21 protein-coding genes are annotated in these 22,937 nt (G+C 63.6%); 17 read left to right on the forward strand and 4 right to left on the reverse strand.

Translation table 11 applies throughout. The annotated features are described in order from the left end of the window. The 3 genes from ACV1FX_RS05715 to ACV1FX_RS05725 form a co-directional block, all read right to left on the reverse strand. Complete coding sequence (locus tag ACV1FX_RS05715; RefSeq protein ID WP_473116578.1) at positions 1-1,011, reverse strand: branched-chain amino acid ABC transporter permease; 1,011 nt, start codon at positions 1,009-1,011, stop codon at positions 1-3. 447 nt (positions 1,012-1,458) lie between these two features. Next, on the reverse strand, positions 1,459-2,286 hold the full coding sequence (locus ACV1FX_RS05720; protein ID WP_473116579.1) for a helix-turn-helix domain-containing protein: 828 nt from the start codon (positions 2,284-2,286) through the stop codon (positions 1,459-1,461). Positions 2,287-2,413: 127 nt separating this feature from the next. Next, a complete protein-coding gene (locus tag ACV1FX_RS05725) occupies positions 2,414-3,664 on the reverse strand; it encodes an ABC transporter substrate-binding protein (RefSeq protein WP_473116580.1) in 1,251 nt (416 codons plus the stop codon). 323 nt (positions 3,665-3,987) lie between these two features. On the opposite strand from ACV1FX_RS05725, the gene ACV1FX_RS05730 reads away from it, so the two are divergent. From ACV1FX_RS05730 to ACV1FX_RS05790, 13 genes are all read left to right on the forward strand, one after another. Continuing rightward, positions 3,988-5,178 carry a fumarylacetoacetate hydrolase family protein gene (locus ACV1FX_RS05730; protein WP_473116581.1) on the forward strand — a complete coding sequence of 397 codons (1,191 nt, stop codon included), beginning with the start codon at positions 3,988-3,990 and terminating at the stop codon, positions 5,176-5,178. Between the two features lie 273 nt (positions 5,179-5,451). Then, on the forward strand, positions 5,452-6,417 hold the full coding sequence (gene ytfQ / locus ACV1FX_RS05735; RefSeq protein WP_473116582.1) for a galactofuranose ABC transporter, galactofuranose-binding protein YtfQ: 966 nt from the start codon (positions 5,452-5,454) through the stop codon (positions 6,415-6,417). A gap of 128 nt (positions 6,418-6,545) precedes the next feature. Further along, positions 6,546-8,090, forward strand: coding sequence for a sugar ABC transporter ATP-binding protein (locus ACV1FX_RS05740; protein WP_473116583.1), 1,545 nt, complete (start codon positions 6,546-6,548; stop codon positions 8,088-8,090). Then, positions 8,087-9,079, forward strand: a complete 993-nt coding sequence (locus ACV1FX_RS05745; protein ID WP_473116584.1) for an ABC transporter permease — start codon at positions 8,087-8,089, stop codon at positions 9,077-9,079. Before ACV1FX_RS05740 ends, ACV1FX_RS05745 begins: the two co-directional genes overlap by 4 nt. After that, positions 9,076-10,056 carry a galactofuranose ABC transporter, permease protein YjfF gene (gene yjfF / locus ACV1FX_RS05750; protein ID WP_473116585.1) on the forward strand — a complete coding sequence of 327 codons (981 nt, stop codon included), beginning with the start codon at positions 9,076-9,078 and terminating at the stop codon, positions 10,054-10,056. Before ACV1FX_RS05745 ends, yjfF begins: the two co-directional genes overlap by 4 nt. Next, positions 10,053-10,823 (forward strand): FadR/GntR family transcriptional regulator, encoded by a 771-nt coding sequence (locus ACV1FX_RS05755; protein ID WP_473116586.1) that lies wholly within the window; start codon positions 10,053-10,055, stop codon positions 10,821-10,823. Before yjfF ends, ACV1FX_RS05755 begins: the two co-directional genes overlap by 4 nt. A gap of 2 nt (positions 10,824-10,825) precedes the next feature. After that, positions 10,826-11,752, forward strand: coding sequence for a Gfo/Idh/MocA family protein (locus ACV1FX_RS05760; RefSeq protein ID WP_473116587.1), 927 nt, complete (start codon positions 10,826-10,828; stop codon positions 11,750-11,752). A 2-nt stretch (positions 11,753-11,754) separates the two neighbouring features. After that, entirely contained in the window at positions 11,755-12,831 is a 1,077-nt protein-coding gene (locus ACV1FX_RS05765; protein WP_473116588.1) for an aldose epimerase family protein, read from the forward strand. Then, the gene (locus tag ACV1FX_RS05770; protein WP_473116589.1) at positions 12,828-13,709 is read left to right on the forward strand and encodes an SMP-30/gluconolactonase/LRE family protein; all 882 of its coding nucleotides are present in this window, start codon (positions 12,828-12,830) and stop codon (positions 13,707-13,709) included. Before ACV1FX_RS05765 ends, ACV1FX_RS05770 begins: the two co-directional genes overlap by 4 nt. A gap of 85 nt (positions 13,710-13,794) precedes the next feature. Beyond that, positions 13,795-14,859 (forward strand): multiple monosaccharide ABC transporter substrate-binding protein, encoded by a 1,065-nt coding sequence (gene chvE / locus ACV1FX_RS05775; protein ID WP_473116590.1) that lies wholly within the window; start codon positions 13,795-13,797, stop codon positions 14,857-14,859. A 234-nt stretch (positions 14,860-15,093) separates the two neighbouring features. After that, on the forward strand, positions 15,094-16,671 hold the full coding sequence (gene mmsA / locus ACV1FX_RS05780) for a multiple monosaccharide ABC transporter ATP-binding protein (RefSeq protein WP_473116591.1): 1,578 nt from the start codon (positions 15,094-15,096) through the stop codon (positions 16,669-16,671). After that, a complete protein-coding gene (gene mmsB, locus ACV1FX_RS05785; RefSeq protein ID WP_473116592.1) occupies positions 16,668-17,858 on the forward strand; it encodes a multiple monosaccharide ABC transporter permease in 1,191 nt (396 codons plus the stop codon). Before mmsA ends, mmsB begins: the two co-directional genes overlap by 4 nt. A 173-nt stretch (positions 17,859-18,031) precedes the next feature. Further along, complete coding sequence (locus ACV1FX_RS05790; protein WP_473116593.1) at positions 18,032-18,184, forward strand: hypothetical protein; 153 nt, start codon at positions 18,032-18,034, stop codon at positions 18,182-18,184. A 59-nt stretch (positions 18,185-18,243) separates the two neighbouring features. On the opposite strand, the gene ACV1FX_RS05795 is transcribed toward ACV1FX_RS05790, so the two are convergent. Then, on the reverse strand, positions 18,244-18,582 hold the full coding sequence (locus tag ACV1FX_RS05795; protein WP_473116594.1) for a hypothetical protein: 339 nt from the start codon (positions 18,580-18,582) through the stop codon (positions 18,244-18,246). Positions 18,583-19,011: 429 nt separating this feature from the next. Between ACV1FX_RS05795 and ACV1FX_RS05800 the strand changes: the two genes are divergently transcribed. From ACV1FX_RS05800 to ACV1FX_RS05815, 4 genes are all read left to right on the forward strand, one after another. Beyond that, positions 19,012-19,524 (forward strand): hypothetical protein, encoded by a 513-nt coding sequence (locus tag ACV1FX_RS05800; RefSeq protein WP_473116595.1) that lies wholly within the window; start codon positions 19,012-19,014, stop codon positions 19,522-19,524. Positions 19,525-19,855: 331 nt separating this feature from the next. After that, positions 19,856-20,326 (forward strand): DUF3302 domain-containing protein, encoded by a 471-nt coding sequence (locus ACV1FX_RS05805; RefSeq protein WP_473116596.1) that lies wholly within the window; start codon positions 19,856-19,858, stop codon positions 20,324-20,326. Positions 20,327-20,356: 30 nt separating this feature from the next. Continuing rightward, complete coding sequence (locus ACV1FX_RS05810; RefSeq protein ID WP_473116597.1) at positions 20,357-21,502, forward strand: HlyD family secretion protein; 1,146 nt, start codon at positions 20,357-20,359, stop codon at positions 21,500-21,502. A gap of 36 nt (positions 21,503-21,538) precedes the next feature. Further along, positions 21,539-22,888: a TAXI family TRAP transporter solute-binding subunit gene (locus tag ACV1FX_RS05815; protein ID WP_473116598.1), complete on the forward strand. Its 1,350-nt coding sequence runs from the start codon at positions 21,539-21,541 to the stop codon at positions 22,886-22,888. The last annotated feature ends 49 nt before the right edge of the window (positions 22,889-22,937 follow it).

Consider the following 22,937-nt stretch of genomic DNA (forward strand, 5'->3'; position numbering starts at 1 on the left):
TCAGCGCCTCGCAAGCAGGCCTTGCGGCCGGAGTGCCAGCACCAGCACCATGATCAGGAAGGTCACGACGATCGCGTAGGTCGGGATGTAGACCGAGCCGAGCTGCTCGGCGAGGCCGATGATCAGCGCGCCCAGCGCTGCGCCGGGGATCGAGCCCATGCCGCCGACGATCACGACCACGAGGGAGGCAAGCAGGAAGCGGATGTCCTCGCCCGGCGAGAGCGATTGAAACGTGCCGCCGACGACGCCGGCGATGCCGGCAAGCCCGGCGCCGAGCGCAAAGACGAGCACGAACACGAGCTGGATGCGCACGCCGGTCGCGGCCAGGATGTCGCGGTCATCGACGCCGGCGCGGATGATCATGCCGATGCGCGTGCGGTTGAGCGCCAGCCACATCGCGATGCCGATCACCACGGAAGCGGCGAAGATCACGAGCCGCACCAGGGGATAGCGGAGATAGACCGGTTCGCCCGAGGATTTGAGCGCGGTGATCAGCGGCAGCTCGACCGGGCCGATCAGCCAGTTTGGCGTCTGGATCTGGTAGAAATCGCCGCCGGCGGCCCACAGCATGAGGTCGGCAAATACGATCGAGAGGCCGATCGTCACCATGGTCTGGCGCAGGTCCTGGCCTTCCATGCGGCGGAAAACGATGACCTGAAGCAGGATGCCGACCAGCGCGGTCAGGATAAAGGCGACGATGAAGCTCAGGATCCACGAGCCCGTCGAGGCACTGATGGCGTAGCCGACATAGCCGCCGAACAGATAGAGCGAGCCGTGCGCAAGATTGACGTTGCGCATCAGGCCGAAGATCAGCGTGAAGCCGCTCGCGACCAGGAAATAGAGGCCGCCGAGCGTGATGCCGTTGAAGACGGCGTTGAGGAACACGCGCTTGCGGCCGATGGCGTCTTCAAGCCCCGGCGGCCAGACCGCGAAGATCAGCCAGAGCGCGAGCGCAATCGCGATGATGACGATCAGCGCCCAGGCAGGATGGCGTTCGACAAAGCGAGTCATGAGGGCCGCTGCCTCTCTCCCAGTCGCGTAGGGCAGAGAGTTTCGTCGTCCCGGGGCACGCGAAGCGCGAGCCCGGGACCCATAACCCCAGGATTGTGCTTGGCGAAGATCGCTGCCCCATATCTCGCGCCACAGCTACTTCCTGGGGTTATGGGTCCCCGCCTGCGCGAAGACGACACCGAACTTGTTGAAGCGGCCGCGGCAGGAATAGCAGCGATCCAAATGCGATTACCCTGCCGCAACCGGGGAGAGGGGGCAGTCAGGTCATCGCGACCTCGCTCCACGTCGTCTGTCGAATGCAGGTCAGACAGCCCCGAGCAGGCTGCGTACCACGCCATGGACGTGCATCTCCCTAGGCTCGCGATCATCTTTCGGGATCGCGTTCCGGGCATCCTAGCGAGGACACAAGGAGGGTGTTTGATCGAGAGTATCTTTTCGCGCGCGGCTCTATGCGCGCAAAACCTTGGCGGCGCGGCGATAATCGGTCGGGGCCATGCCGACATTGGCAGCGAAGAAGCGGGTGAAACCGCTCTGCGAGGAGAAGCCGAGATCGAAGCCGATATCGGCGATCGGCGCCTCGCTCGCGACCAGCGCCTCCAGGGCCTGCTCCATGATCAGCGTGTTGAGATAGAGATGCGGAGTTACGCCGGTCTGAGTGCGGAACAGCCGGTAGAAATGTGGCCGCGACAGGCCGGACTCTCGCGCGATGGTGTCGAGCTCCATCTCGGCGCCCGGACTCTCCGACATCAACCTGATGCATTTGCGCACGCGGAAATCGGTGACGGCGCCGGCCGCGCGGGCATCGCGGGCGATCTCGGCCTGCTGCCAGCTTTCGTCATAGCAGATATCGATCAACCGCCTGAGCTCGGAGTCGAGGCTCGACAGCGAGGGAGCGCCGCACACCAGCGCGGCGGTCCTTCGGATGTGCTTGTCGAGGGCCGGCGTGCGCTTGAATTGGGTGCGGCCGAACCGCAGCCGGTCGGCGCCGGGCGCATCGGGCGCGAACCACTCCGCGTTGACGTAGAGCACGAAGAAGATCGCGCCGGCGTCGAGATCTGAGGGCAGGAAGTTGTGCGGTTCCCAGGGATTGACGGCGACGACGGACGTTTCATTGAGCTCGAAGCGCCCGTCGCAAACATCGATGCAAGCGGGCAAGCCGCCGACATGGAAAATCAGATGACCCTCGCGATGCGCGTGGATGTTGAAAGGGCGGTTCAACTGGTAGACCGTCGCCCGACCGAACCGGCCGTGGAAGACGGCGAGCGCCCGGCTCATGCCATCCCCTCCCGATGTTGTTTTATTTTGCCGTTAGCGTTCAACAACCGGGGAGAGATTGCAAGAGCGGTGAGATATCCGCCTCGCAAATCGCTCCCCGGTCGTCGCAGTTGCGAACGTGATTGCGTCAGTACTTCTTACATTCCGGTACTGTACGGCTCGGCAATCCGATCTTGGCAAACACCGCCGGATCGTAGCCAAGGGTCTGGTTCACGTTCGGAATCACCTTCACGACCTTCGAGAACAGCGCGCCCTTGCCGTCATCGACGACCTCGGTCACGAAGTTGGTGCCGATCGCCTGGCGGTTGGAGTCGAGCTTGATCTTGCCGTTCGGCGCGTCGAGTTCGATCTTGGCCAGTGCGGCCTTGAACTTCTCCTGATTGTTGGAGAGATCGCCGTTTACAGCGCGCAACCCGAGGATCAGGGCCATGGTCGAGCCGTAATAGTTGGTGGCGAGCAGTGACGGGCTCGGGAAGCGCTTGTTCGGCGGGAAGGCGTCCTGATAGTCCTTCACGAACTTCTGCCAGCCCGGGTCCTCCCAGGTGTCGGCCTGGCCGCTCGCGGCGAGTGTGCCGATCAGCGCATTCTTGGCATTGCCCTTGGAGGACAGGATGGTCTGGTCGATCATGATCGAGCCGCCCATCAGATGCGCCTTGCCGCCGGCCTGCTGATATTGATTGAGGAAGTTGACGGCGTCGGCGCCACCGAGGCCCAGATAGATCGCATCGACGTCGTCAGGCAGTGCGGCAATCACCGAGGCAAAGTCCTTGGTGCCGAGCGGTACCCATTGCCGGTTGGTGACCTGTCCGCCCTGTCCGCAGAATTCGAGCACGAGGCCGAACACCTGCGTGTAGATGAAGGAATAGTCTTCGCCGACCGTCGCGATCTTGCGATAGCCCTTGTTCTCATAGGCGTATTTGCCGAGCCCCACCTGCCACTGCGCGCCGTCCATGTTGTAGCGGAAGAAGTTCGGCGCGGGATCGACGTAGGTGGTTTCCTGCGCGCCGGAGGCTGCGTTGATGAAGGTCAGCTCGGGATGGGTTTTGGCAAAATTCTTCACCGCAATGCCCTCATCGCCGGACAGCGGCGAGAGCAGGATCTGCACCTTGTCCTGCTCGATCAGCTTGCGCACGGCGCGCACGGCGGAATCGGGCGTTGCGTCGGTCGAGGCGATGACGAACTCGAGTTCCTTGTCACCGACCTTCTTGCCGAGCACGTTGAGCGCCGTCTGGAAGCCGCGGATGCCGTCCTCGCCGAGCACGGTATAGGTGCCTTCGAGGGTCGCGGTGACGCCGACCTTGATCTTCTCCTGCGCCATTGCTGCACCTGAAAGCAACAGGCTGCTCAGCGCGACGAGTCCCACACTGCCTTTCAACATTGCTCTCCTCCCTGTGTCGTCATTATTTCTCGTCATTATTCGCCGGAAGCTCGTTGGCACGAGGCATACGGTTCTTGAATGAAGGCTAACCGAACTCGGATGCAGCGCACGCGTCGGAGCCCTGCGTGGCTTAACGGGCAGTCTCATTTTGAATGTTGCGTCGCAAATGGTTCCGCGATGCGATAGGCGGACAGCGTCCGGCGTGGCTGAATCGCGTGCTTCCCAGTGGCGCGGCGCCCGCAAATGGTGTTTTAGGTGCTGGCGAGCGTGCGTACTTGTCGTGCCGTGCGCGGGTGACAACAAAAGAGAAAAGGACCGATGCAATGAAGTCGGAAACGGCCAGGATGACACTGACGGCGAAGGATGTTTTGCCGGAGGACGGGACGCGCGGCACCTTGGTTGGCCGGGTCTGGCTGCCGCAGGTCAATGGTCCCGCCGTGGTCGCGGTGCGCGGTGACGGCGTGTTCGATGTCACCGCGCGGTTTCCGACCATCAGCGCTCTGTGCGAGGAGGTCGATCCGGCAAAGGCGGTGCGCGAGACCAAAGGCGAGCGGATCGGCGATCTCGAAGCAATCGCGGCCAACACGCCGCCCGATCAACGCGATCGGCAAAAACCCTGGCTGCTCGCGCCGGTCGATCTTCAGACCCTGAAGGCCGCCGGTGTGACCTTCGCCGTCTCCATGCTCGAGCGCGTGATCGAGGAACGGGCGAAGGGCAATCCGGCGTCGGCAGAGGCTATCCGAAAGGAGGTGACGCGGCTCATTGGCGACGATCTGTCGAAGCTCAAGCCCGGCTCTGAGGGAGCAATGCGGCTGAAGCAGGTGCTGATCGAGCAGAACGCCTGGAGCCAGTATCTCGAAGTGGGCATCGGCCCCGATGCGGAGGTCTTCACCAAGGCGCCGGTGCTGTCGTCGGTCGGCGCCGGCATGGATGCCGGGCTGCATCCGAAATCAACCTGGAATAATCCGGAGCCGGAGCTGGTGCTGTTCGTCTCGAGCCGCGGCAAGATCGTTGGCGGCGCGCTCGGCAATGACGTGAACCTGCGCGACTTCGAGGGGCGCTCGGCGCTGCTGTTGTCGAAGGCCAAGGACAACAACGCCTCCTGCGCCATCGGCCCGTTGCTGCGGTTATTCGACGACACCTTCTCCCTCGATGACGCACGCAAGCTGGACATCAGCCTCAACGTGAAGGGACAGGACGGTTTTGTGCTCAATGGCCATTCGTCGATCAGCAAGATCAGCCGTGATCCCACCGATCTCGTCGCGCAGACGATCGGGAAAGTGCACCAATATCCCGATGGCTTCGTGCTGTTCCTGGGCACGATGTTCGCACCGGTCGAGGATCGCGATGCACCGGGGCAGGGCTTCACCCACAAGCGCGATGATATCGTCACGATCGCAGCGCCCGAGCTCGGCAAGCTCACCAACCGGATGCGCACGAGCGATGAGTGCGAGCCCTGGAGCTTCGGCATCGGCGCGCTGATGAAGAACCTGGCCGGGCGGAAGCTGCTGTAGCGCCAGGGTGCCGGCATCGGCGAAAGCCGCGTTCAAAACCGATGCTGGCCTTGCCATCGCAAACGCGTCGAAAACGACCCGTGCAAAGTAGAGCTGCGGGTGCGTAGGCGCGCGTCGACAACAAAATCTCGGAATCAGTCATATAGTCAAATAATATGACTATACAGGGCCGAGCTTCCGTGAAATGGTGCCTCCCGCCGCCCAGAGGGGCGGTCTGTTAGGTGCCATGATACCAATTGGCATCCGAGATAAACATTTTGGGAGACACGCCTGATGATCCTCAAAGCTCTCTTTGCGGCCAGCGCCACCGCCGCACTGCTGCTCGCGCTGCCGGCCAATGCCGGTCAGCTCACCATCGGTTTTTCGCAGATCGGATCGGAGTCCGGATGGCGCGCCGCGGAGACCTCGGTCTCCAAGCAGGAAGCGTCCAAGCGCCAGGTCAATCTGAAGATCGCCGACGCCCAGCAGAAGCAGGAGAACCAGATCAAGGCGATCCGGTCCTTCATTGCGCAGAACGTCGACGCGATCTTCCTCGCGCCGGTCGTCTCGACCGGTTGGGATGCGGTGCTGAAGGAAGCCAAGGAAGCCAAGATCCCGGTCGTGCTGCTCGACCGCGACATCGATCCGTCGGGTAAGGACCTCTATCTGACCGCCGTCACCTCGGACAGCGTGCACGAAGGCGCCGTCGCCGGCGAGTGGCTTGCCAAGACGGTCGGCGAGAAGGCCTGCAACGTCGTCGAATTGCAGGGAACGGTCGGCGCCAGCGTCGCCACCAACCGCAAGAAGGGCTTTGACTCCGTCGTCGCCAAGCATCCGAACCTGAAGGTGGTGCGCAGCCAGACCGGCGACTTCACCCGCGCCAAGGGCAAGGAAGTGATGGAGAGCTTCATCAAGGCTGAAGGCGGCGGCAAGTCGATCTGCGCGGTCTATGCGCATAATGACGACATGATGGTCGGCGCGATCCAGGCCATGAAGGAAGCCGGCCTCAAGCCGGGCAAGGACGTCCTGACCGTCTCGATCGACGCGGTTCCCGACATCTTCAAGGCGATGGCCGCGGGCGAAGCCAACGCCACGGTTGAACTGACTCCGAACATGGCGGGACCCGCGCTCGATGTCGTCGCGGCCTTCAAGGACAAGGGCACCGTTCCGCCGAAGTGGATCCAGACGGAATCGAAGCTCTACACCGCCTCTGACGATCCGCAGAAGGTCTACGACAGCAAGAAGGGTCTCGGTTACTGAGCCCTACAGTGCGCCACTGTGGCTGATCTACGCTCCGGTGGCGCACCCGCCTTCGAAACTGCTAAGCGTGGTGAATTGGCTGGACGTCCGCAACCCCACAAGCGGACGCCGGCGGGAGTGACGTCGTAATGGAGACCGGCCCGGATTCCGCCACTTCTCTGCTGGAGGTGCGTGGAATCAGCAAGAGTTTTGGCGCTGTGCGTGCGTTGCAGGACGTCGATTTCACGCTTCGTGCGGGCGAGATCCATGCCCTGCTCGGCGAGAACGGCGCCGGCAAGTCCACGCTGATCAAGGTGGTCACCGGCGTAGTCCCGCGCGATGCGGGAATTGTTCGGCTCGGCGGCATCGAGGTCGCCCCGCGATCGTCGAAGGCGGCGCTGGAAGCTGGTATTGCCACCGTCTACCAGGAAGTAAATCTGCTGCCCAACCTGTCGGTGGCGCAGAACCTTTTTCTCGACCGGCAACCGATGCGCTTCGGCATTGTCCGTGAAGGCGAGATGTGCCGGCGGGCAAAGGCGTTGCTTGCCGAGTTCGGCCTCGACATCGACGTGGCGGCGCCGCTCGGCAGCTACTCGGTCGCGATTCAGCACGTCACCGCCATCGCCCGTGCCGTCGACCTGTCGGCGCGCGTCCTCATTCTGGACGAACCGACCGCGAGTCTGGATCGTCATGAGGTCGAGATTCTCTTCAAGATCATGCGCCAGCTTGCCGGCCGCGGCATCGGCATCGTCTTCGTCAGCCACTTCCTCGACCAGGTCTACGAAATCTCCGACCGCATCACCGTCCTGCGCAACGGCCGCCTGGTCGGCGAACGTGAGACCGCATCGCTGTCGCGCCTCGAACTGATCCGCATGATGCTCGGCCGCGAACTTGCCGAGACCACCAGCGCGCGTGCGGCTGCGGGCGAGCACAAGGTGCGCGAAATCTGCGCGAGCTTCGAGAACTACGGGAAGGCTGGTTACGTCGCGCCGTTCAATCTCGAACTGCGGCATGGCGAGGTCGTGGGTCTGGCCGGCCTTCTGGGCTCGGGGAGAACCGAGACGGCGCGGCTGGTGTTCGGCGCTGAGCGTCCCGATCAGGGCCAGGCTAAAGTGGAGGGCGCGGCCGTGCGGCTGCAAACACCGCGCGACGGAGTCCGCCAAGGCTTTGGCTATTGCCCCGAGGAGCGCAAGACCGAAGGCATCGTGGCCGAGCTCACGGTGCGCGAGAACATCGTCTTGGCACTCCAGGCCAAGCGCGGCCTGCACCGGCCGTTGTCGCGCCGCGAGCAGGACGAGATCGCGGCGCGCTTTGTCAAGCTACTGGATATCCGCCCGCCGGATCCGGAGCGTCCGGTCGGCTTGTTGTCCGGCGGCAATCAGCAGAAGGTGCTGCTGGCGCGCTGGCTCGCGACCTCGCCGCGGCTCCTCGTGCTCGACGAGCCGACCCGTGGCATCGACGTCGGCGCGCATGCCGAAATCATCCGCTTGATCCGCGAGCTCTGTGACGACGGCCTCGCGCTGCTCGTGATCTCCTCCGAGCTCGACGAGATCGTCACCTATTCGGATCGCGTCGTCGTTCTGCGCGATCGCGCCCATGTCGAGGAGCTGCAAGGCGAGGCGATCGACGTCTCCAATATTTTGGCAGCGATTGCCGCCGACGGCAGTGCCGTGACGCAGGAGGGCAGGCCATGACCGCTCTTCTGCCACGCCGGGGCCTTGCCCAGATTTTTGCGCTGATCGTCATCCTGATGGTCGATCGTGTCGTCTCGCCGCAATTCTTCGATCTGCGTTTGCAGGACGGACGACTGTTCGGCAGCATGATCGACGTGCTCAACCGCGGCACGCCCGTGGCACTGCTCTCGCTCGGCATGGTGCTGGTGATCGCCACACGCGGCATCGATCTTTCGGTCGGCGCGGTCATGGCGATCTCGGGCGCGATCGCCGCGAGCCTCGCCGATAGCCACGGCCTGCCCGTGGTGCTCGCGGCCGCGCTCGGTGCGGGCCTCGTCTGCGGGCTCTGGAACGGTTTTCTGGTCAGCATCCTCGGCATGCAGCCGATCGTTGCGACGCTGATCCTGATGGTCGCCGGCCGCGGCATCGCCCAGCTCATCACCGAGGGGCGCATCGTGACATTCACCTCGCCCGGCCTGGTCTGGCTTGGCAACGGCGCCATCCTCGGCGTTCCCGTGCCGGTCGCGATAGCCCTGGGGATGCTGATCCTCACCGGCGCGGTGGTGCGCGGCTCCGCGCTCGGGCTGTTGATCGAGGCGACCGGCGGCAATGCGCGCGCGAGCGAGCTCGCCGGTGTCGGCACGCGCGCCATGATCCTTGCCGTCTATGTCTGGTGCGGTGTCTGCGCGGCGCTCGCCGGTGTGATTGCCGCCGCCGACATCATGGGGGCTGATGCCAACAATGCCGGCCTTTGGCTCGAGCTCGACGCGATCCTGGCCGTCGTGATCGGCGGAACCTCGCTGTTCGGCGGCCGCTTCAGCCTCTTGCTCGCCGTGCTCGGCGCGCTCATCATCCAGACGATGAACACGGGTATTCTCTTGTCGGGCTATCCTCCGGAATTCAACCTCCTGGTCAAGGCCGTGGTGGTGCTGGCGGTGCTGCTGTTGCAATCGCCGAAGCTGACCGGCATGGCCGGCATCGTGGCGCGTATCCGGGGGACGAAAGCATGAAAGGCCTGCCGCCCGTCCTCATCACGGCCATCGTGCTGGTCGCGGGCTTTGTGCTCTGCGCGCTGCAATTTCCCAACATTGCCTCGACGCGCGTGGTCTGCAATCTCCTGACCGACAACGCCTTCCTCGGCATCGTCGCGACCGGCATGACTTTCGTGATCATCTCGGGCGGCATCGACCTGTCGGTCGGCTCGGTGATCGGCTTTACCACTGTGTTCGTCGCGCTCGCGATCGAGCGCTGGGGCATGCCGCCGCTGGTCGCCTTCGTGGCTATCCTGGCGCTGTCCGCGGCCTTCGGCGCGGCAATGGGCGCTGTCATCCATCTGTTCGACCTGCCGCCATTCATCGTCACGCTGGCCGGCATGTTCCTCGCGCGTGGCGCGAGCTTCCTGCTCTCGACGGAATCGGTGCCGATCACCGCACCGATCTATTCGACGGTCTCGGACTTTGCGCTACGACTTCCGGGCGGCGGGCGATTGACGGCGGTTGCGATCATCATGCTGGCGATTGTGATCGGCGGAGCGCTGCTGCTGCAGCTCACTCGATTCGGCGCCAATGTCTATGCGCTCGGCGGCAGCCGGGTCACGGCGAGCCTGATGGGCGTCGCCGTCGGCAAAATGACGATCCTCATCTACATGCTGTCGAGCCTGCTCGCGGGCATTGCCGGCATCGTCTTCTCCTTCTACACCGGTGCCGGCTATTCGCTCTCTGCCGTCGGCGTCGAGCTCGATACCATCGCGGCGGTGGTGATCGGCGGCACGCTGCTCACGGGCGGGCAGGGCTCGGTGATTGGAACGTTCCTCGGTGTTCTCATTCAGGGGCTGATCCAGACCTACATCAATTTCGACGGGACACTGTCGAGCTGGTGGACGAAGATCGCAACTGGCGTTCTGCTGTTCGCCTTCATCGCCTTGCAGCAGGTCATGATCGCAATCGCGCGCCGGCCGGCTACGAGACCCGCGGGAGCCACCTCATGACCTCGCGCATCGTCGTCATCCCGACGCGGCGGGCCCACTCCAACCATGCGGAAGTGTCCCGCTCGATCGGGGTCGACATCATCGCAGGTCGCTACGCCGAAGGCACGCGGCTACCCGGTGATGCCGAGCTGACCTCGATGTTCGGCGTCTCGCGGCCGGTGTTGCGCGAGAGCGTGAAGACCCTCGTGGCGAAAGGTCTGCTTACCACCAAGGCGCGGGTTGGCACCGTCGTGCGCGAGCGCGGCGCCTGGAACATGTTCGACGCCGACGTTCTCGCCTGGCATCTCGACGCTGGGATCGACAAGCGCTTCCTCAACGACCTCGCCGAGATCCGTCTCGCGGTCGAGCCGCGCGCGGCGATGCTCGCGGCCGCGCGGCGTTCGGAGGAGGATCTCGCCGAGCTCAGGCGCAGCATGGATCGCATGCGGCGCGAGGCATCCGATTCCGCCGGCTTCGCCGACGCGGACCTTGCCTTGCACGTTGCGGTGGCGCGGGCGTCCGGTAATCTTTTCATGCGCTCGATCGGCCATGTCATCGAAGCCGCCTTGCGGGCATCCTTCCTGCTCAGCGCGCCGGTCGAGGTCGAGGATCGCGACACGGTGCTGCTCTGGCACCAGAAGATCGTCGATTCGATCGCGGCGGGCGACGTCGAGGCCGCCTCGGCTGCCATGGTTTTCGTCATCCACAATGGCATGAGCCGTCATGAAGGCACGGTGATCGAGACGGCGCCGGCTGAGACGGCTTCGTCAGCGCAATCTGGAGAATGAGCGTGACCGAACTTCGTATCGCCATCGTCGGCTTCGGCAAGATCGCGCGCGACCAACACGTCGCCGCGATCGCGGCAACACCGGGCGCAACCCTTGCCGCCATCGCGAGCCGCAATGCCTCGCTGCCGGACCTGCCGCATTTCGCCTCCATCGAGGAGCTGCTCGCAAAGGGCCCGCCGATCGATGCGGTATCGTTGTGCACGCCGCCGCAAGTGCGGCGCGCGCAGGCGCTTGCGGCGCTTGCGGCCGGCAAGCATGTGATGCTGGAGAAGCCACCGGGCCTCAGCCTCGGCGAACTGGATCCGCTGGTCGCGATGGCGAAGGACGCAAAGCGGTCGTTGTTTGCGACCTGGCATTCGCGCTTTGCCCCCGCCGTCGAGCCGGCGCGGCAATGGCTCGCCGCGCGCCAGATCAAGTCCGTGCACATCAGCTGGAAGGAAGACGTCCGCGTCTGGCATCCGGGGCAGGGCTGGATCTGGGAGCCAGGCGGGCTCGGTGTATTCGATCCCGGCATCAATGCGCTCTCGATCCTGACCCGCATCCTGCCGCGCCAGGTGTTCGTGACGGCGGCTGACCTGTCTTTCCCGTCCAATCGCGACTCGCCGATTGCGGCGAATTTGGTGCTCAGCGACGCCGGCGATCTGCCGATCACGGCCGAATTTGACTTCCGACAGACCGGCCCGCAGAGCTGGGACATCGTGGCCGAGACCGATCAGGGCCGGATGACGCTGTCGGGCGGCGGCGCCCGGATGGCCGTCGATGGCAAAGTGCTTGCGGAAGAGCCGGAAGCCGAATATCGCGGGCTCTACCGGCGTTTCGTCGAGCTTGCGGCGACGGGGGAGAGCGACGTCGACCTGACGCCGTTCCGTCTGGTCGCCGACGCCTTCATGCTCGGCAAGCGCAACGTCGTTGAACCGTTCGTGGAATGATCATGGCAGGCAGCCGCATCGCAAGGGACGTCTTCGGAACGCTGCCGGATGGCCGCGCCGTCGAGCGCGTGGTGCTGCGCGCGCAGGGCGGATTCGAAGCGCGCATCATCACCCATGGTGCGGTCATTCAGGCGTTGATCGCGCCCGATGCCAAGGGCGCTGCCGACGACGTCGTGCTCGGCTATGACGATTGCGCGGGCTATCTCGCCGAGCGGAAGTTTTTCGGCGCGACCGTCGGCCGCTATGCCAACCGTATCGCGCAGGCGCGCTTCGTGCTCGATGGCGAGACGGTGCAACTCGCCGCCAACAACGGGCCGAACGGGCTGCATGGCGGCCTGGACGGCTTTGACCGCAAGCTCTGGCAGGTCGCAGATCTCGCTGACGGCGCGGAGCCTGCGGTCACGCTCACCTATACCAGCGAGCACGGTGAGGAAGGCTATCCGGGCCGGCTCGACATTCGCCTTACCTACCGGGTGACTGGCGCTGCCGAACTGTCGGTCAGCATGGAGGCGCGGAGCGATCGTCCGACGATCGTCAATCTCACCAATCACAGCTTCTTCAATCTGGAAGGGGCGACGTCGGGAACGCCGATCCTCGATCACAGACTCATGGTCGCGGCAGATCATTTCCTGGCGATCGATCCGACCGCGATCCCGCTGGCCGGGCCGCCGCACGCGGTGGCAGGCACGCCCTTCGACTTCCGCGAGGCTACCGCGATCGGCGCGCGTATCAGGCAGAACGACGAGCAATTGCGCAACGGCAAGGGCTACGACCACACGTTCTGCCTTCCGCGTGACGGCAGCTTGCGTCTTGCCGCGCGCGTGGAGGCGCCGCGCTCGGGGCGGGTCATGGAGCTGTTCACGGATCAGCCGGGCTTGCAGGTCTATTCCGGCAACTACCTCGACGGCTCGGTGGCGGGCAAGGGCGGGCGGCTGTACCGGCAGTCCGACGCGCTGTGCCTGGAGCCGCACATCTGGCCGAATTCGCCGAACCGGCCGGATTTTCCGAGCCCGCGTCTTGCGCCCGGCAGCGTTTACAAGCACCACACCGTCTATCGCTTTGGGGTGAGCTCGCCATGACCGAGCAGGTGCCGACCTCCGTCCTGTGCGCCGAGCACTGCCATCTCGGCGAGGGCCCGACCTATGACGTCAGCACCGATACCGCCTGGTGGTTCGACATCCGCGAAGGCCGCCTCTACGAGGCTCATCTCGGCAGCAATACGATCCGCGTCCATGCGCTCGGCCGGATGGCGAGTGCGCTTGGCCGCATCGACGCCGAGCGGCAGTTGATCGTGGCCGAGGATGGTCTCTATGTCCGTAAGCGCGCCGACGGCGCGATGACGCTCTATCGCCCGCTGGAGGCCGACAATCCGGACACGCGGTCGAACGACGCGCGCGTGCATCAATCCGGCACGTTCTGGATCGGCACCATGGGCCGCAAGGCGGAAGCCGGAGCGGGCGCGATCTACGCGCTCCATCGCGGCAAGATTTCGACACTGTTTCCCGGCATCAGCATTCCGAACTCGATCTGCTTCTCGCCGGACGGCGCTATCGGATACTTCGCCGACACCGCGCGTCACGTGCTCTATCGCGTTCCGCTCAATCCGGCGACGGGATTGCCGCGCGCCGAGCCGGAGGTGCTGGTGCGCCACACTGGCGTCGGCGGCATTGACGGCTCGGTCGTCGATGCTGACGGACTGATCTGGAACGCCCGCTGGGGCGGGGCCCGCGTTGACGTCTATAGTCCCGAAGGCGAGCGCCTGCGCTCGCTGGCCGTCCCTGCGCGGCAGTCGAGCTGTCCCGCCTTTGTCGGGCCGGATCTGTCCCGCCTACTTGTTACTTCAGCGTGGCAGGATATGGATACGGCGGAACGCGCCGCCGATCCGCAAGCCGGCTGCACCTTCATCCTCGAGGCTGCCGCGCGCGGTCGCGCGGAGCCCGACGTCAAGCTTGAATAGGAGACCCAAGGAGTCGCTCAAACGAACAACACACCGAAGTTCTTGCTGTAACTACAAACGTTTTTACACCCCAAGGGAGTGAAGCATGCTGAAACTGAAGACGACCGTACTCGCGCTCGCATTCGCGGGCGCTGCCGCGATGGCCCCGGCATTGGCACAGGACAAGCCCACCGTTGGCATCTCGATGCCGACCAAGTCGTCGGCGCGCTGGATCGCAGACGGCGACAACATGGTGAAGGTGCTCAAGGAGCGCGGCTACAACACCGACCTGCAATATGCCGAGGACGACATTCCGAACCAGCTCTCGCAGGTCGAGAACATGGTGACGAAGGGCGCCAAGGCGCTGGTGATCGCGGCGATCGACGGCACCACGCTGTCGGACGTGCTCAAGCAGGCCAAGGCCAAGGGCATCACCGTCATCGCCTATGATCGCCTGATCCGCGGCACGCCGAACGTCGACTACTATGCGACCTTCGACAATTTCCAGGTCGGCGTGCTCCAGGCGGAATCGCTCGTGCAGGGCCTTGGCCTCAAGGACGGCAAGGGGCCGTTCAACATCGAGCTGTTCGGCGGCTCGCCCGACGACAACAACGCCTTCTTCTTCTACAACGGCGCGATGTCGGTGCTGCAGCCTTACATCGACAGCAAGAAGCTCGTCGTCGTGTCCGGCCAGACGGGCATGGACAAGGTCGCGACCTTGCGCTGGGACGGCGCCACCGCGCAGGCCCGCATGGACAACCTGCTCAGCGCCTACTACGGCAACAAGAAGGTCAATGCGGTTCTGTCGCCCTATGATGGTCTCTCGATCGGTATCATCTCGTCGCTGAAGGGCGTTGGCTACGGCAGCGCCGATCAGCCGATGCCGATCATCAGCGGCCAGGACGCCGAGGTGCCCTCGATCAAGGCGATGCTCCGCGGCGACCAGTACTCGACCATCTTCAAGGACACCCGCGACCTCGCCAAGGTGACCGCCGACATGGTCGACGCGGCACTCGCCGGCAAGCAGGTCACGGTCAACGACACCAAGACCTATGAGAACGGCGCGAAGACCGTTCCGTCCTATCTCCTCAAGCCGGTCGTGGTCTACAAGGACAACTGGGAGAAGGTTCTGGTTGACAGCGGCTACTACAAGAAGGCCCAATTCCAGTAAGGCGCTGCCTGCTCCCTCTCCCCGCGTTCTTACGGGGAGAGGGAGCATAGGCGGCCCCTGGGCCGCCGTTATAAGAGATCGAGGTGAGGGGAAGTCTCCACGGGGGCGGTGAGAGTTGCTCCTGCGGAAGCTCCCCCTGACCCGATCGCTTCGGCGTTCTCAAGAACGGCCGCCGAAGGCGAACTATGCTCTCCCCGCAAGCGGGGGGTAGGTTAAACGACGGGACACCAAGCCATGACGGCAATGTTGGAAATGCGCGGCGTCAGCAAGAGCTTTGCGGGCGTGCAGGCGCTGCGCGACGTCAATTTCTCGGTCGAGCCCGGGCAGATCCATGCCCTGGTCGGCGAGAACGGCGCCGGAAAATCCACCCTGATGAAGGTGTTGAGCGGGGTCTATCCCCACGGCAGCTATGAGGGAACCATCGTTTTCGACGGTGAGGAGCGCCGCTTCCGCGACATCAACGATTCCGAGGCGCTCGGCATCATCATCATCCATCAGGAGCTGGCACTGATCCCCCTGATGTCGATTGCGGAGAATATCTTTCTCTCGCATCCGCCCTCGCAGTTCGGCGTCATCAACCGCGACGAGGTCTACCGCCGCACACAGGAGCTCCTGGCCCAGGTCGGCCTGAAGGAGTCGCCGGACACGCTGATCACCGACATCGGCGTCGGCAAGCAGCAGCTGGTCGAGATCGCCAAGGCGCTCTCGAAGAAGGTGCGCATGCTGATCCTCGACGAGCCGACCGCCAGCCTGAACGAGGCCGACAGCGCCGCGCTGCTCGATCGCCTGATGAAATTCCGCGAGCAGGGCATCGGTTCGATCCTGATCTCCCACAAGCTGAACGAGGTCGCCAAGGTTGCCGATCACATCACGGTCTTGCGCGACGGCCGCACCGTGGACGGTATCGACTGCCGGAGCGAGCAGGTCCAGGAGGACCGCATCATCCGCAGCATGGTCAACCGCGATCTTGCCCATCGCTTTCCCGAGCGCAGCTCCAAGATCGGGGAGCCAGTCCTCAAGGTCGAGAACTGGTCGGTCTATCATCCAATCCATCCCGAGCGGCAGGTCATCAAGAACGTCAACTTTGGCGTGCGGCGCGGCGAGGTCGTCGGAATCGCCGGACTGATGGGGGCGGGGCGCACCGAGTTCGCCATGAGCCTGTTCGGCCGCTCCTGGGGCACCAATATCACCGGCCACATCCGCCTCGAGGGTAACGAGATCGTCCTGCCGAGCGTGGCGGCGGCGATCGATGCCGGCCTTGCCTATGTCACCGAGGATCGCAAGCAGCTCGGGCTCATCCTGGCCGACGACGTCCGCAAGAATATTACTTTGGCCAGCCTCGACCAGGTCGCCCCGGGCAAGGTGATCGACGACATCGCCGAGCTGAAGGTGGCAAGCGACTACCGCAACCGGATGCGCATCCGCTGCTCCGACGTCTACCAGGAGACCGGCCAGCTCTCGGGCGGCAACCAGCAGAAGGTCGTGCTGTCGAAATGGCTGATGACCGACCCCAAGGTTTTGATCCTGGACGAGCCGACGAGGGGTATCGACGTCGGTGCGAAATATGAGATTTACTGTATCATCAACGAGCTGGCGGAGGCCGGCCGGGGCGTCGTGGTGATCTCGTCGGAGATGCCCGAGCTGCTCGGCATCTGCGACCGCATCTGCGTCATGAACGACGGCGCGTTCGTCGGCGAGTTTCCTGCCCGCGAGGCGACGCAGGAAAAGATTATGCGCGCAATCATGCGCAATGATAGAAGCAACGGAAACGGCGTGCCTGAGGCCGCGGAGATGGGAGGAATGCAGCAATGACCGACAAGACGGTTTCGCTGCCTGAAGAGCGCCGGCACACAGGCTTCATCAAGAACAACTTACGCAACTACGGCATGCTGATATCGCTGGTCGCGATCATGCTGTTCTTCCAGGCCATGACCGGCGGCACGCTGCTGCAGCCGCTCAACCTCACCAATCTCGTGCTGCAGAACAGCTACATCGTCATCATGGCGCTGGGCATGCTGCTCGTGATCGTCACCGGGCATATCGATCTGTCGGTCGGCTCGGTCGCGGGGTTCGTCGGCGCGGTGGCCGCGCTGCTGATGGTGAGCTACAAGGTCGACTACACGGTCGCCTTCATCGCCTGTCTGCTGCTGGGCGCGGCGATCGGCGCGGCGCAGGGCTATTGGGTGGCCTATTTCAAGATCCCGTCCTTTATCGTGACGTTGGCCGGCATGCTCGTGTTCAAGGGCCTGGCGCTCGCGGTGTTGCAGGGCCAGTCGCTCGGACCGTTCCCGTCGACCTTCCAGAAATTGTCCTCGGGCTTCATTCCGGAGTTCCTGCCTGAGGCCGGCACGCTGCACCCGACCTCGATGCTGATCGGCGCCCTGCTGGCCCTCGGGCTGGTTTATGCCGGCGCCAAGAACCGTTCGCGCGAGCAGTCGCACGGTATCGAGGTCGAGCCTTACGCGTTCTTCCTCGGAAAGAACGTCGTGCTGGCCTGCGCTGTGCTGTACTTCACCTATCTGATCGCGACCTATCGCGGCCTGCCGAACGTGCTGGTGATCATGAGCGCCTTGATCGCGCTTTATGGCTTCGTCACCCGGCGCACCGTGATCGGGCGGCAGATCTATGCCGTCGGCGGCAACGCCAAGGCGGCTAGCCTGTCGGGCATCAAAACCGAGCGGCTGACCTTCTTCACCTTCGTCAACATGGGCGTGCTGGCCGCGCTCGCCGGCCTCGTATTCGCCGCGCGTCTCAACACGGCGACGCCGAAGGCGGGCCTCGGCTTCGAGCTCGATGTCATCGCCGCCTGCTTCATCGGCGGCGCCTCGGCCTATGGCGGCGTGGGGCGCGTCGGTGGTGCCGTGGTCGGCGCCATGATCATGGGCGTGATGAACAACGGCATGTCCATCCTCGGCATCGGCATCGACTACCAGCAGGTCATCAAGGGCCTGGTGCTCCTCGGTGCGGTCTGCATCGACGTCTATAACCAGCGGCGGTAGGGCGGCAATCATCGTTGGGTGGGCAAAAGTGCCTCTGGGCCGTGCCCACCCTGCGGCGCCTTCGGCAATTTTCCTCGGGTTTGATCACGCTATCGGCATCGGGGCGGCCCCGAATGCCTCGTCTTCACCATTATTTGGCGTGTAAATCCGCCCGCGCCGAGTAGAGCATGGGCATGGCAGCGCCGATGACGGCTCACTTCCATGAGCTAACAGATGAGGAGTACGAGGAGCGGCTTCGCAAACTCGTCCGCCTCGTGTCGGCCTGCACCCTCGGGCTTTTGTCCTTTGCCGCGGGCCTGCTGATAGGCGCGCTTGTCCTGTTTTGAGCAACGCGGCGCCGCAGCTCAACGCGCCTTTCGTGCGATAGCGTTGGGTGGGATCAGCTTCAGGGGGAGCCGAGAAAGCCGTTGATGGTGTGCTCCAACATGCGCAATCCGCCGGCGGTGTACATCAGGAATGCCGGCGCGATCAGTATCATGGGGGCAAGCGCGACCAGGATTGAGGAGCGCCGGTTCTGCAGAACCAGCTTTCTCGACACCACGACGCAGAGTGCTGGAATGATCAAGAACGCTGCCATGACGGTGACGCTGTACGCGATGCCGTAATAGTCCCGATGTTGCGGGTCGAACTCGGCGGCAAATCCGGCCATGACCCACCCAAACCAGACCATCACCAGACTGGCCAGGAACGAAACGATGTTGAGGATGGTGACCGCGGTCTGCACAGCGCTTCTCCCATGAAGACACGTTCGACTTTGAGAGACATGTGCTCGCGTTGATTGGAGATCAAGTCAGGAGGCCCGGCCTCCTACTGCGTTGCGACCTTCGCGCCGGCAGCGACGCGCTCGATCGGGTTCGTGTGGCGATGTGGCTGCAGGGCCAGATCTCGCCGTCACGCTGCTTGTCGACGTCTCGCTCTCGACGACGCGTGGGTCGATGGTCACCGCGTGCTCGACGTCGAGAAGCAAACGCTTCTGGTGCTCGCGCATTGGCAGGTGGCGCATTAAGGCTAGGCAAACCCGCGAGCGGCCGGTGCGTCAGTGCTGCTGGCCCTATGGGCCGCACCTCGCGTCGAAACGTTGATCCAGCGCAAGGCGCGCGCGGATCGAGATGGCGCATCGTTTCCAACGGGCAGGAAACCGCGGAGCCAATCCATGAACCAGATGAGTTGGAGAAAGATTGCAATAGCGACCTCGACCTTCGCGTGCGCGACTCTGCTGTCCTTCGGCTGGTCTGAACAAGGCGGTGTGTCCTTGTCGACCGAAAGCGCGCAGGCGCGCGTCGGCCGTCCGCTCACACCGGTCAGCGTTGCCGGTGTTGCGCGTCGGCAAAATCGCCGAGCCGCCTATGGGTATGGTGCGGGCGCTGTCGGCGCCGGTCTCGCGGGCGCTGCGGCAGTCGGCACAGCGGCCGCCGTCGCCGCCACCTCGCCTGGATGGGGCTACTATGGCAACCGACCTTACGTCGGCAGCGGGGCTTTGGCCGCAAACGCATATTATGGCGGTCCCGTCGAAACCAGCCCGTTCTACCTGCAACGGGCCTACCCCGCCAATGGCCCCTGGTATGGCTACAACGGGTGGACTGACTACAAGGCGCGCTATGGAATCGTCTGCGATCCAGGCAGCATGTACAAAGGCGATGATGGCCTGATGCACGTCTGTCAGTAGGGCGACCGGACGGCGATGAGGGGCGGCTCTCTAGGGCCGCCCTCGACTCGACCAAACTCGTCGGCGCGTTCGCGCGCCGGTTGATGGTCCAGAACATTGGAAAGAGCGACGGTCAATCGCACAAAAAGCGTGAGAGGCATCCATCTTTGATGCAGCCCGCGCTAAGACCTTTGGGTGGCGAACGCCTTTGGACACGGCAAATGCGTCTTGACGTTCCGAACGCCGACCTCCTGCGATGTTGATCCATGTCAATCGGCGGCAGCAAGTAGGCGCGACATTTTTGCGCGGATCGGTGGTCAGCAGAACCTACTCAACTTTCTCCGAGCGGCACATGGAAGATCCCTTCCTGAATTATCTCGCGCTGGGCATCCTGTTCTTCGTCGTGATCGTGCTATTCTACGGTATTATCGCGATCCACGATATTCCCGCGCAGATCGCCAGAAAGCGCCATCATCCGCATGAGGATGCGATTCACGCGGCCGGCTGGGTCAGCTTGTTCATGCTGCACGTGCTGTGGCCATTTCTCTGGATCTGGGCAATGTCGTACCGGCCCGATCGGGGCTGGGGTTTCAGCAACAAGCCGGGCGAACCGTCATCTCCCGCTGAGGCCGTGGCTGAGCTGGAGGCTTTGAAGCACCGGCTCGGCGAGATCGAGGCCAAGCTCGGGGCCAAAGAACGCTCCGCTCGTTTCGAAGGCGAGACGGCGGTCAGATCGGATCTGGCGGAACTCGCCGAGAGATTGGTCGAAAGCAGTGCTGCCGCAAGCGCAACGCCGGTAGGGAGCCAGCGCGCGCAGCGTTAGGCGCCATCCGCGCGGGACAGGAGGCAACAGATGGAATGGTTGCTCACCGGGACCTACGTGGCGTTCTGCTATGCGGTGTTCAAGATCTTCAGAATTCCGGTCAATCAATGGACGCTTGCGACCGCAGCGCTCGGCGGCATCCTCGGGCTTTCGTTCATATTCATCGCGATGGCCTATAACCATCCGTTCTCTACCAATGCTCGAATCTACTTCACTGTCACACCGATTTTGCCGGCGGTCCGAGGGCGCGTGACCGAAGTGCCCGTCGAAGATCACACCAATCAACATCTCGAAGCCGGCGAGGTCCTCTTCAAGATTGATCCCAAGCCGTACGAATACGCTGTCGCGGAGAAACGGGCAGCACTGGCTGATGCCGAGGCCAATATCGCGCAGCTCAAGGCATCCGTCGATCAGGCCACGGCGGCGGCCGGAAAGGCCAAGGCGCAGATGGATCTGGCCCAGGAAAACTACGATCGTCAGTCTACGCTCTTCCAAAAGAATGTCGTCGCACAGGCAACACTCGACACCGCAACGCGCAATCTTGATGCAGCAAAACAAACGGTGGCCGAAGCTGCTGCTGCAGAAGATCGCGCCCGGCAGGCGTATGGTGCGACGGTCGATGGCGAGCACGCGGCCATCGTGCGTTTTCGCAACGAACTTGCGGACGCTCAATTCGATCTGGACCAGACCACCGTTCGAGCTCCGACAGGCGGATTTGTCACCGAGCTTGCGCTGCGGCCGGGCGTGTATGTGGTGCCGGCGCCGTTCCGTCCGGCCATGACTTTCGTCAACGACAGCCAAAGAGACCGGGCGCTGGCAGCCGCGTTCCAGCAGAACGCGCTGCAGCGAGTTCGCGCCGGCGATGAGGCCGAAGTTCTGTTCAAGGGGATTCCGGGCCGCGTATTCAAGGCCAGAGTACGCTTGGTGATAGACGCAATCGCAGGCGGGCAACTTCAGACTACAGGCACGATACGGGAGATCGGTGCCACATTGCCCGGCGACCGGGCGCTGGCTGTCCTGGACGTCGTCGACGACATGTCGGGCTACCAGGTCCCGCTCGGGTCGTCCGGTGAAGCCGCCATCTACACCCATCATATGCACGGGCTGTCTTTGCTACGGAGGATTCTCCTGCGTATGCGGAGCTGGCAAAACTACGTCTTCTTCGAGTCGCTTTAATCGACCGTTCCGGAGTGAGGGAGCCATGGCGACGTCATGGGTGACGCGTTGAGATCGGATGGCGCGAAACTGCCGGTTTGGCTCCGTATAGTCGTCGTCGTTGCGCTATTGGCGCTCGCTGCCGGCGCCGGCCTGTTCGCATATCGCTGGTACGTTAGGCCGGTGACGCTATCGATCGCGGTCGGCTCGCTCGACGGCGACGCTTCAAAAATCGTGGCGGCGCTGGCGAGCAGGCTTGTCGTCAATAACGCGCCGGTGCGGCTCAAGGTGGTGGAGACCACCGGACCGATCGAATCCGCGGCCGCGTTCTCCTCCGGCAAGACGGACCTTGCCGTCGTCCGCGGCGATGTGGGCGACCTGTCGCAGGCGCAGGCCATCGTCGTCCTGGCCCAGGCTGTCGCGGTGCTCGTTGCACCACCGGGCTCGGCGATCACGGACATGACGGGCCTGAAGCGCACGACCGTGGGGGTAGTCGGCGGCGACACCAATCAGAAGCTCGTCGACGTGTTGAGGCGGACATATGATCTTGACCGTGCCAACGTTGCATTCAAGAGCGTTGCGCTCGACCAGGTCCGCCGGGCTCTCGAAACCAAGGAGATACGCGCCGTCCTGTTCGTGATGCCGCTGAGCGACAAATACCTGTCGCTGGTGCGAGGGCTATTCCCTCAGAACGCGAAAACCGCCCCGGTTCTGATTCCGATCGAGAGCGCGGGGGCAATTGCCGAGAAGGAACGTGCCTACGAGAGCTTCGACATCCCCAAGGGCACGTTGCGCGGATCGCCTCCCGTTCCTGAAGATGATGTCACCACGCTCCAGACGGCCTTCTATCTGGTCGGCAAGAAGACCCTCGACAACGATATGATTGCGGGTTTCACGCACGCCCTCACGACCGCTCGCAGAGACCTTCTGGCCGAATTGCCGATCCTTGCGCAGTTCAAGGCGCCTGACACCGATGCCGGCGCATTTCTTCCCGTTCATGCGGGCGCGGCGGAATTCTACAACGGCAGTCAGCTCTCGTTCCTGGACAAGTGGAGCAACGCCATCTTTCTGGCACCGATGGCGCTTGGCGCGCTCGTCACGGTGCTCGCGGCGGCCTGGCGGTTTCTCCGATCCGGCGAGCTGAAGCCGAGGGAGCCGGCGCTCGATACGCTTTATGCGTTGGGGCAACGGATAAGGCACGCCGGAAGCGCCTCGGAATTGCTAGAGATCGAAAACGAGATCGACAGCGTCTTGCACGCACAACGCTCCAGGGCGGATGACGATGAACAAGCCCTGGATGCCGCCACATTGAATGTTGCGGCCCATCGTCTCGAAAATCTGATTCATGATCGAAGGGCCGCGCTAGCTGCCGCAAGTTCAGAGGCGCCGCTAAACGCAAAACCGTGACGAAGCGGGATACGTGGGCGAGGCTTGCCTATCTGCCTCCCGTGACTGC

It is taken from the genome of Bradyrhizobium ingae, from assembly GCF_055791185.1.

What these genes read in the sequence shown, in the direction of transcription:
- ACV1FX_RS05770 (WP_473116589.1), top strand. Translation starts at nt 12,828, where the DNA reads ATGACCGAGCAGGTGCCGACCTCCGTCCTGTGCGCCGAGCACTGCCAT.
- mmsA (WP_473116591.1), top strand. Translation starts at nt 15,094, where the DNA reads ATGACGGCAATGTTGGAAATGCGCGGCGTCAGCAAGAGCTTTGCGGGC.
- yjfF (WP_473116585.1), top strand. Translation starts at nt 9,076, where the DNA reads ATGAAAGGCCTGCCGCCCGTCCTCATCACGGCCATCGTGCTGGTCGCG.
- ACV1FX_RS05790 (WP_473116593.1), top strand. Translation starts at nt 18,032, where the DNA reads ATGGCAGCGCCGATGACGGCTCACTTCCATGAGCTAACAGATGAGGAG.
- chvE (WP_473116590.1), top strand. Translation starts at nt 13,795, where the DNA reads ATGCTGAAACTGAAGACGACCGTACTCGCGCTCGCATTCGCGGGCGCT.
- ACV1FX_RS05800 (WP_473116595.1), top strand. Translation starts at nt 19,012, where the DNA reads ATGAACCAGATGAGTTGGAGAAAGATTGCAATAGCGACCTCGACCTTC.
- ACV1FX_RS05765 (WP_473116588.1), top strand. Translation starts at nt 11,755, where the DNA reads ATGGCAGGCAGCCGCATCGCAAGGGACGTCTTCGGAACGCTGCCGGAT.
- ACV1FX_RS05745 (WP_473116584.1), top strand. Translation starts at nt 8,087, where the DNA reads ATGACCGCTCTTCTGCCACGCCGGGGCCTTGCCCAGATTTTTGCGCTG.
- ytfQ (WP_473116582.1), top strand. Translation starts at nt 5,452, where the DNA reads ATGATCCTCAAAGCTCTCTTTGCGGCCAGCGCCACCGCCGCACTGCTG.
- mmsB (WP_473116592.1), top strand. Translation starts at nt 16,668, where the DNA reads ATGACCGACAAGACGGTTTCGCTGCCTGAAGAGCGCCGGCACACAGGC.
- ACV1FX_RS05730 (WP_473116581.1), top strand. Translation starts at nt 3,988, where the DNA reads ATGAAGTCGGAAACGGCCAGGATGACACTGACGGCGAAGGATGTTTTG.
- ACV1FX_RS05740 (WP_473116583.1), top strand. Translation starts at nt 6,546, where the DNA reads ATGGAGACCGGCCCGGATTCCGCCACTTCTCTGCTGGAGGTGCGTGGA.
- ACV1FX_RS05810 (WP_473116597.1), top strand. Translation starts at nt 20,357, where the DNA reads ATGGAATGGTTGCTCACCGGGACCTACGTGGCGTTCTGCTATGCGGTG.
- ACV1FX_RS05715 (WP_473116578.1), bottom strand. Translation starts at nt 1,011, where the DNA reads ATGACTCGCTTTGTCGAACGCCATCCTGCCTGGGCGCTGATCGTCATC.
- ACV1FX_RS05720 (WP_473116579.1), bottom strand. Translation starts at nt 2,286, where the DNA reads ATGAGCCGGGCGCTCGCCGTCTTCCACGGCCGGTTCGGTCGGGCGACG.
- ACV1FX_RS05725 (WP_473116580.1), bottom strand. Translation starts at nt 3,664, where the DNA reads ATGTTGAAAGGCAGTGTGGGACTCGTCGCGCTGAGCAGCCTGTTGCTT.
- ACV1FX_RS05805 (WP_473116596.1), top strand. Translation starts at nt 19,856, where the DNA reads ATGGAAGATCCCTTCCTGAATTATCTCGCGCTGGGCATCCTGTTCTTC.
- ACV1FX_RS05815 (WP_473116598.1), top strand. Translation starts at nt 21,539, where the DNA reads ATGGGTGACGCGTTGAGATCGGATGGCGCGAAACTGCCGGTTTGGCTC.
- ACV1FX_RS05755 (WP_473116586.1), top strand. Translation starts at nt 10,053, where the DNA reads ATGACCTCGCGCATCGTCGTCATCCCGACGCGGCGGGCCCACTCCAAC.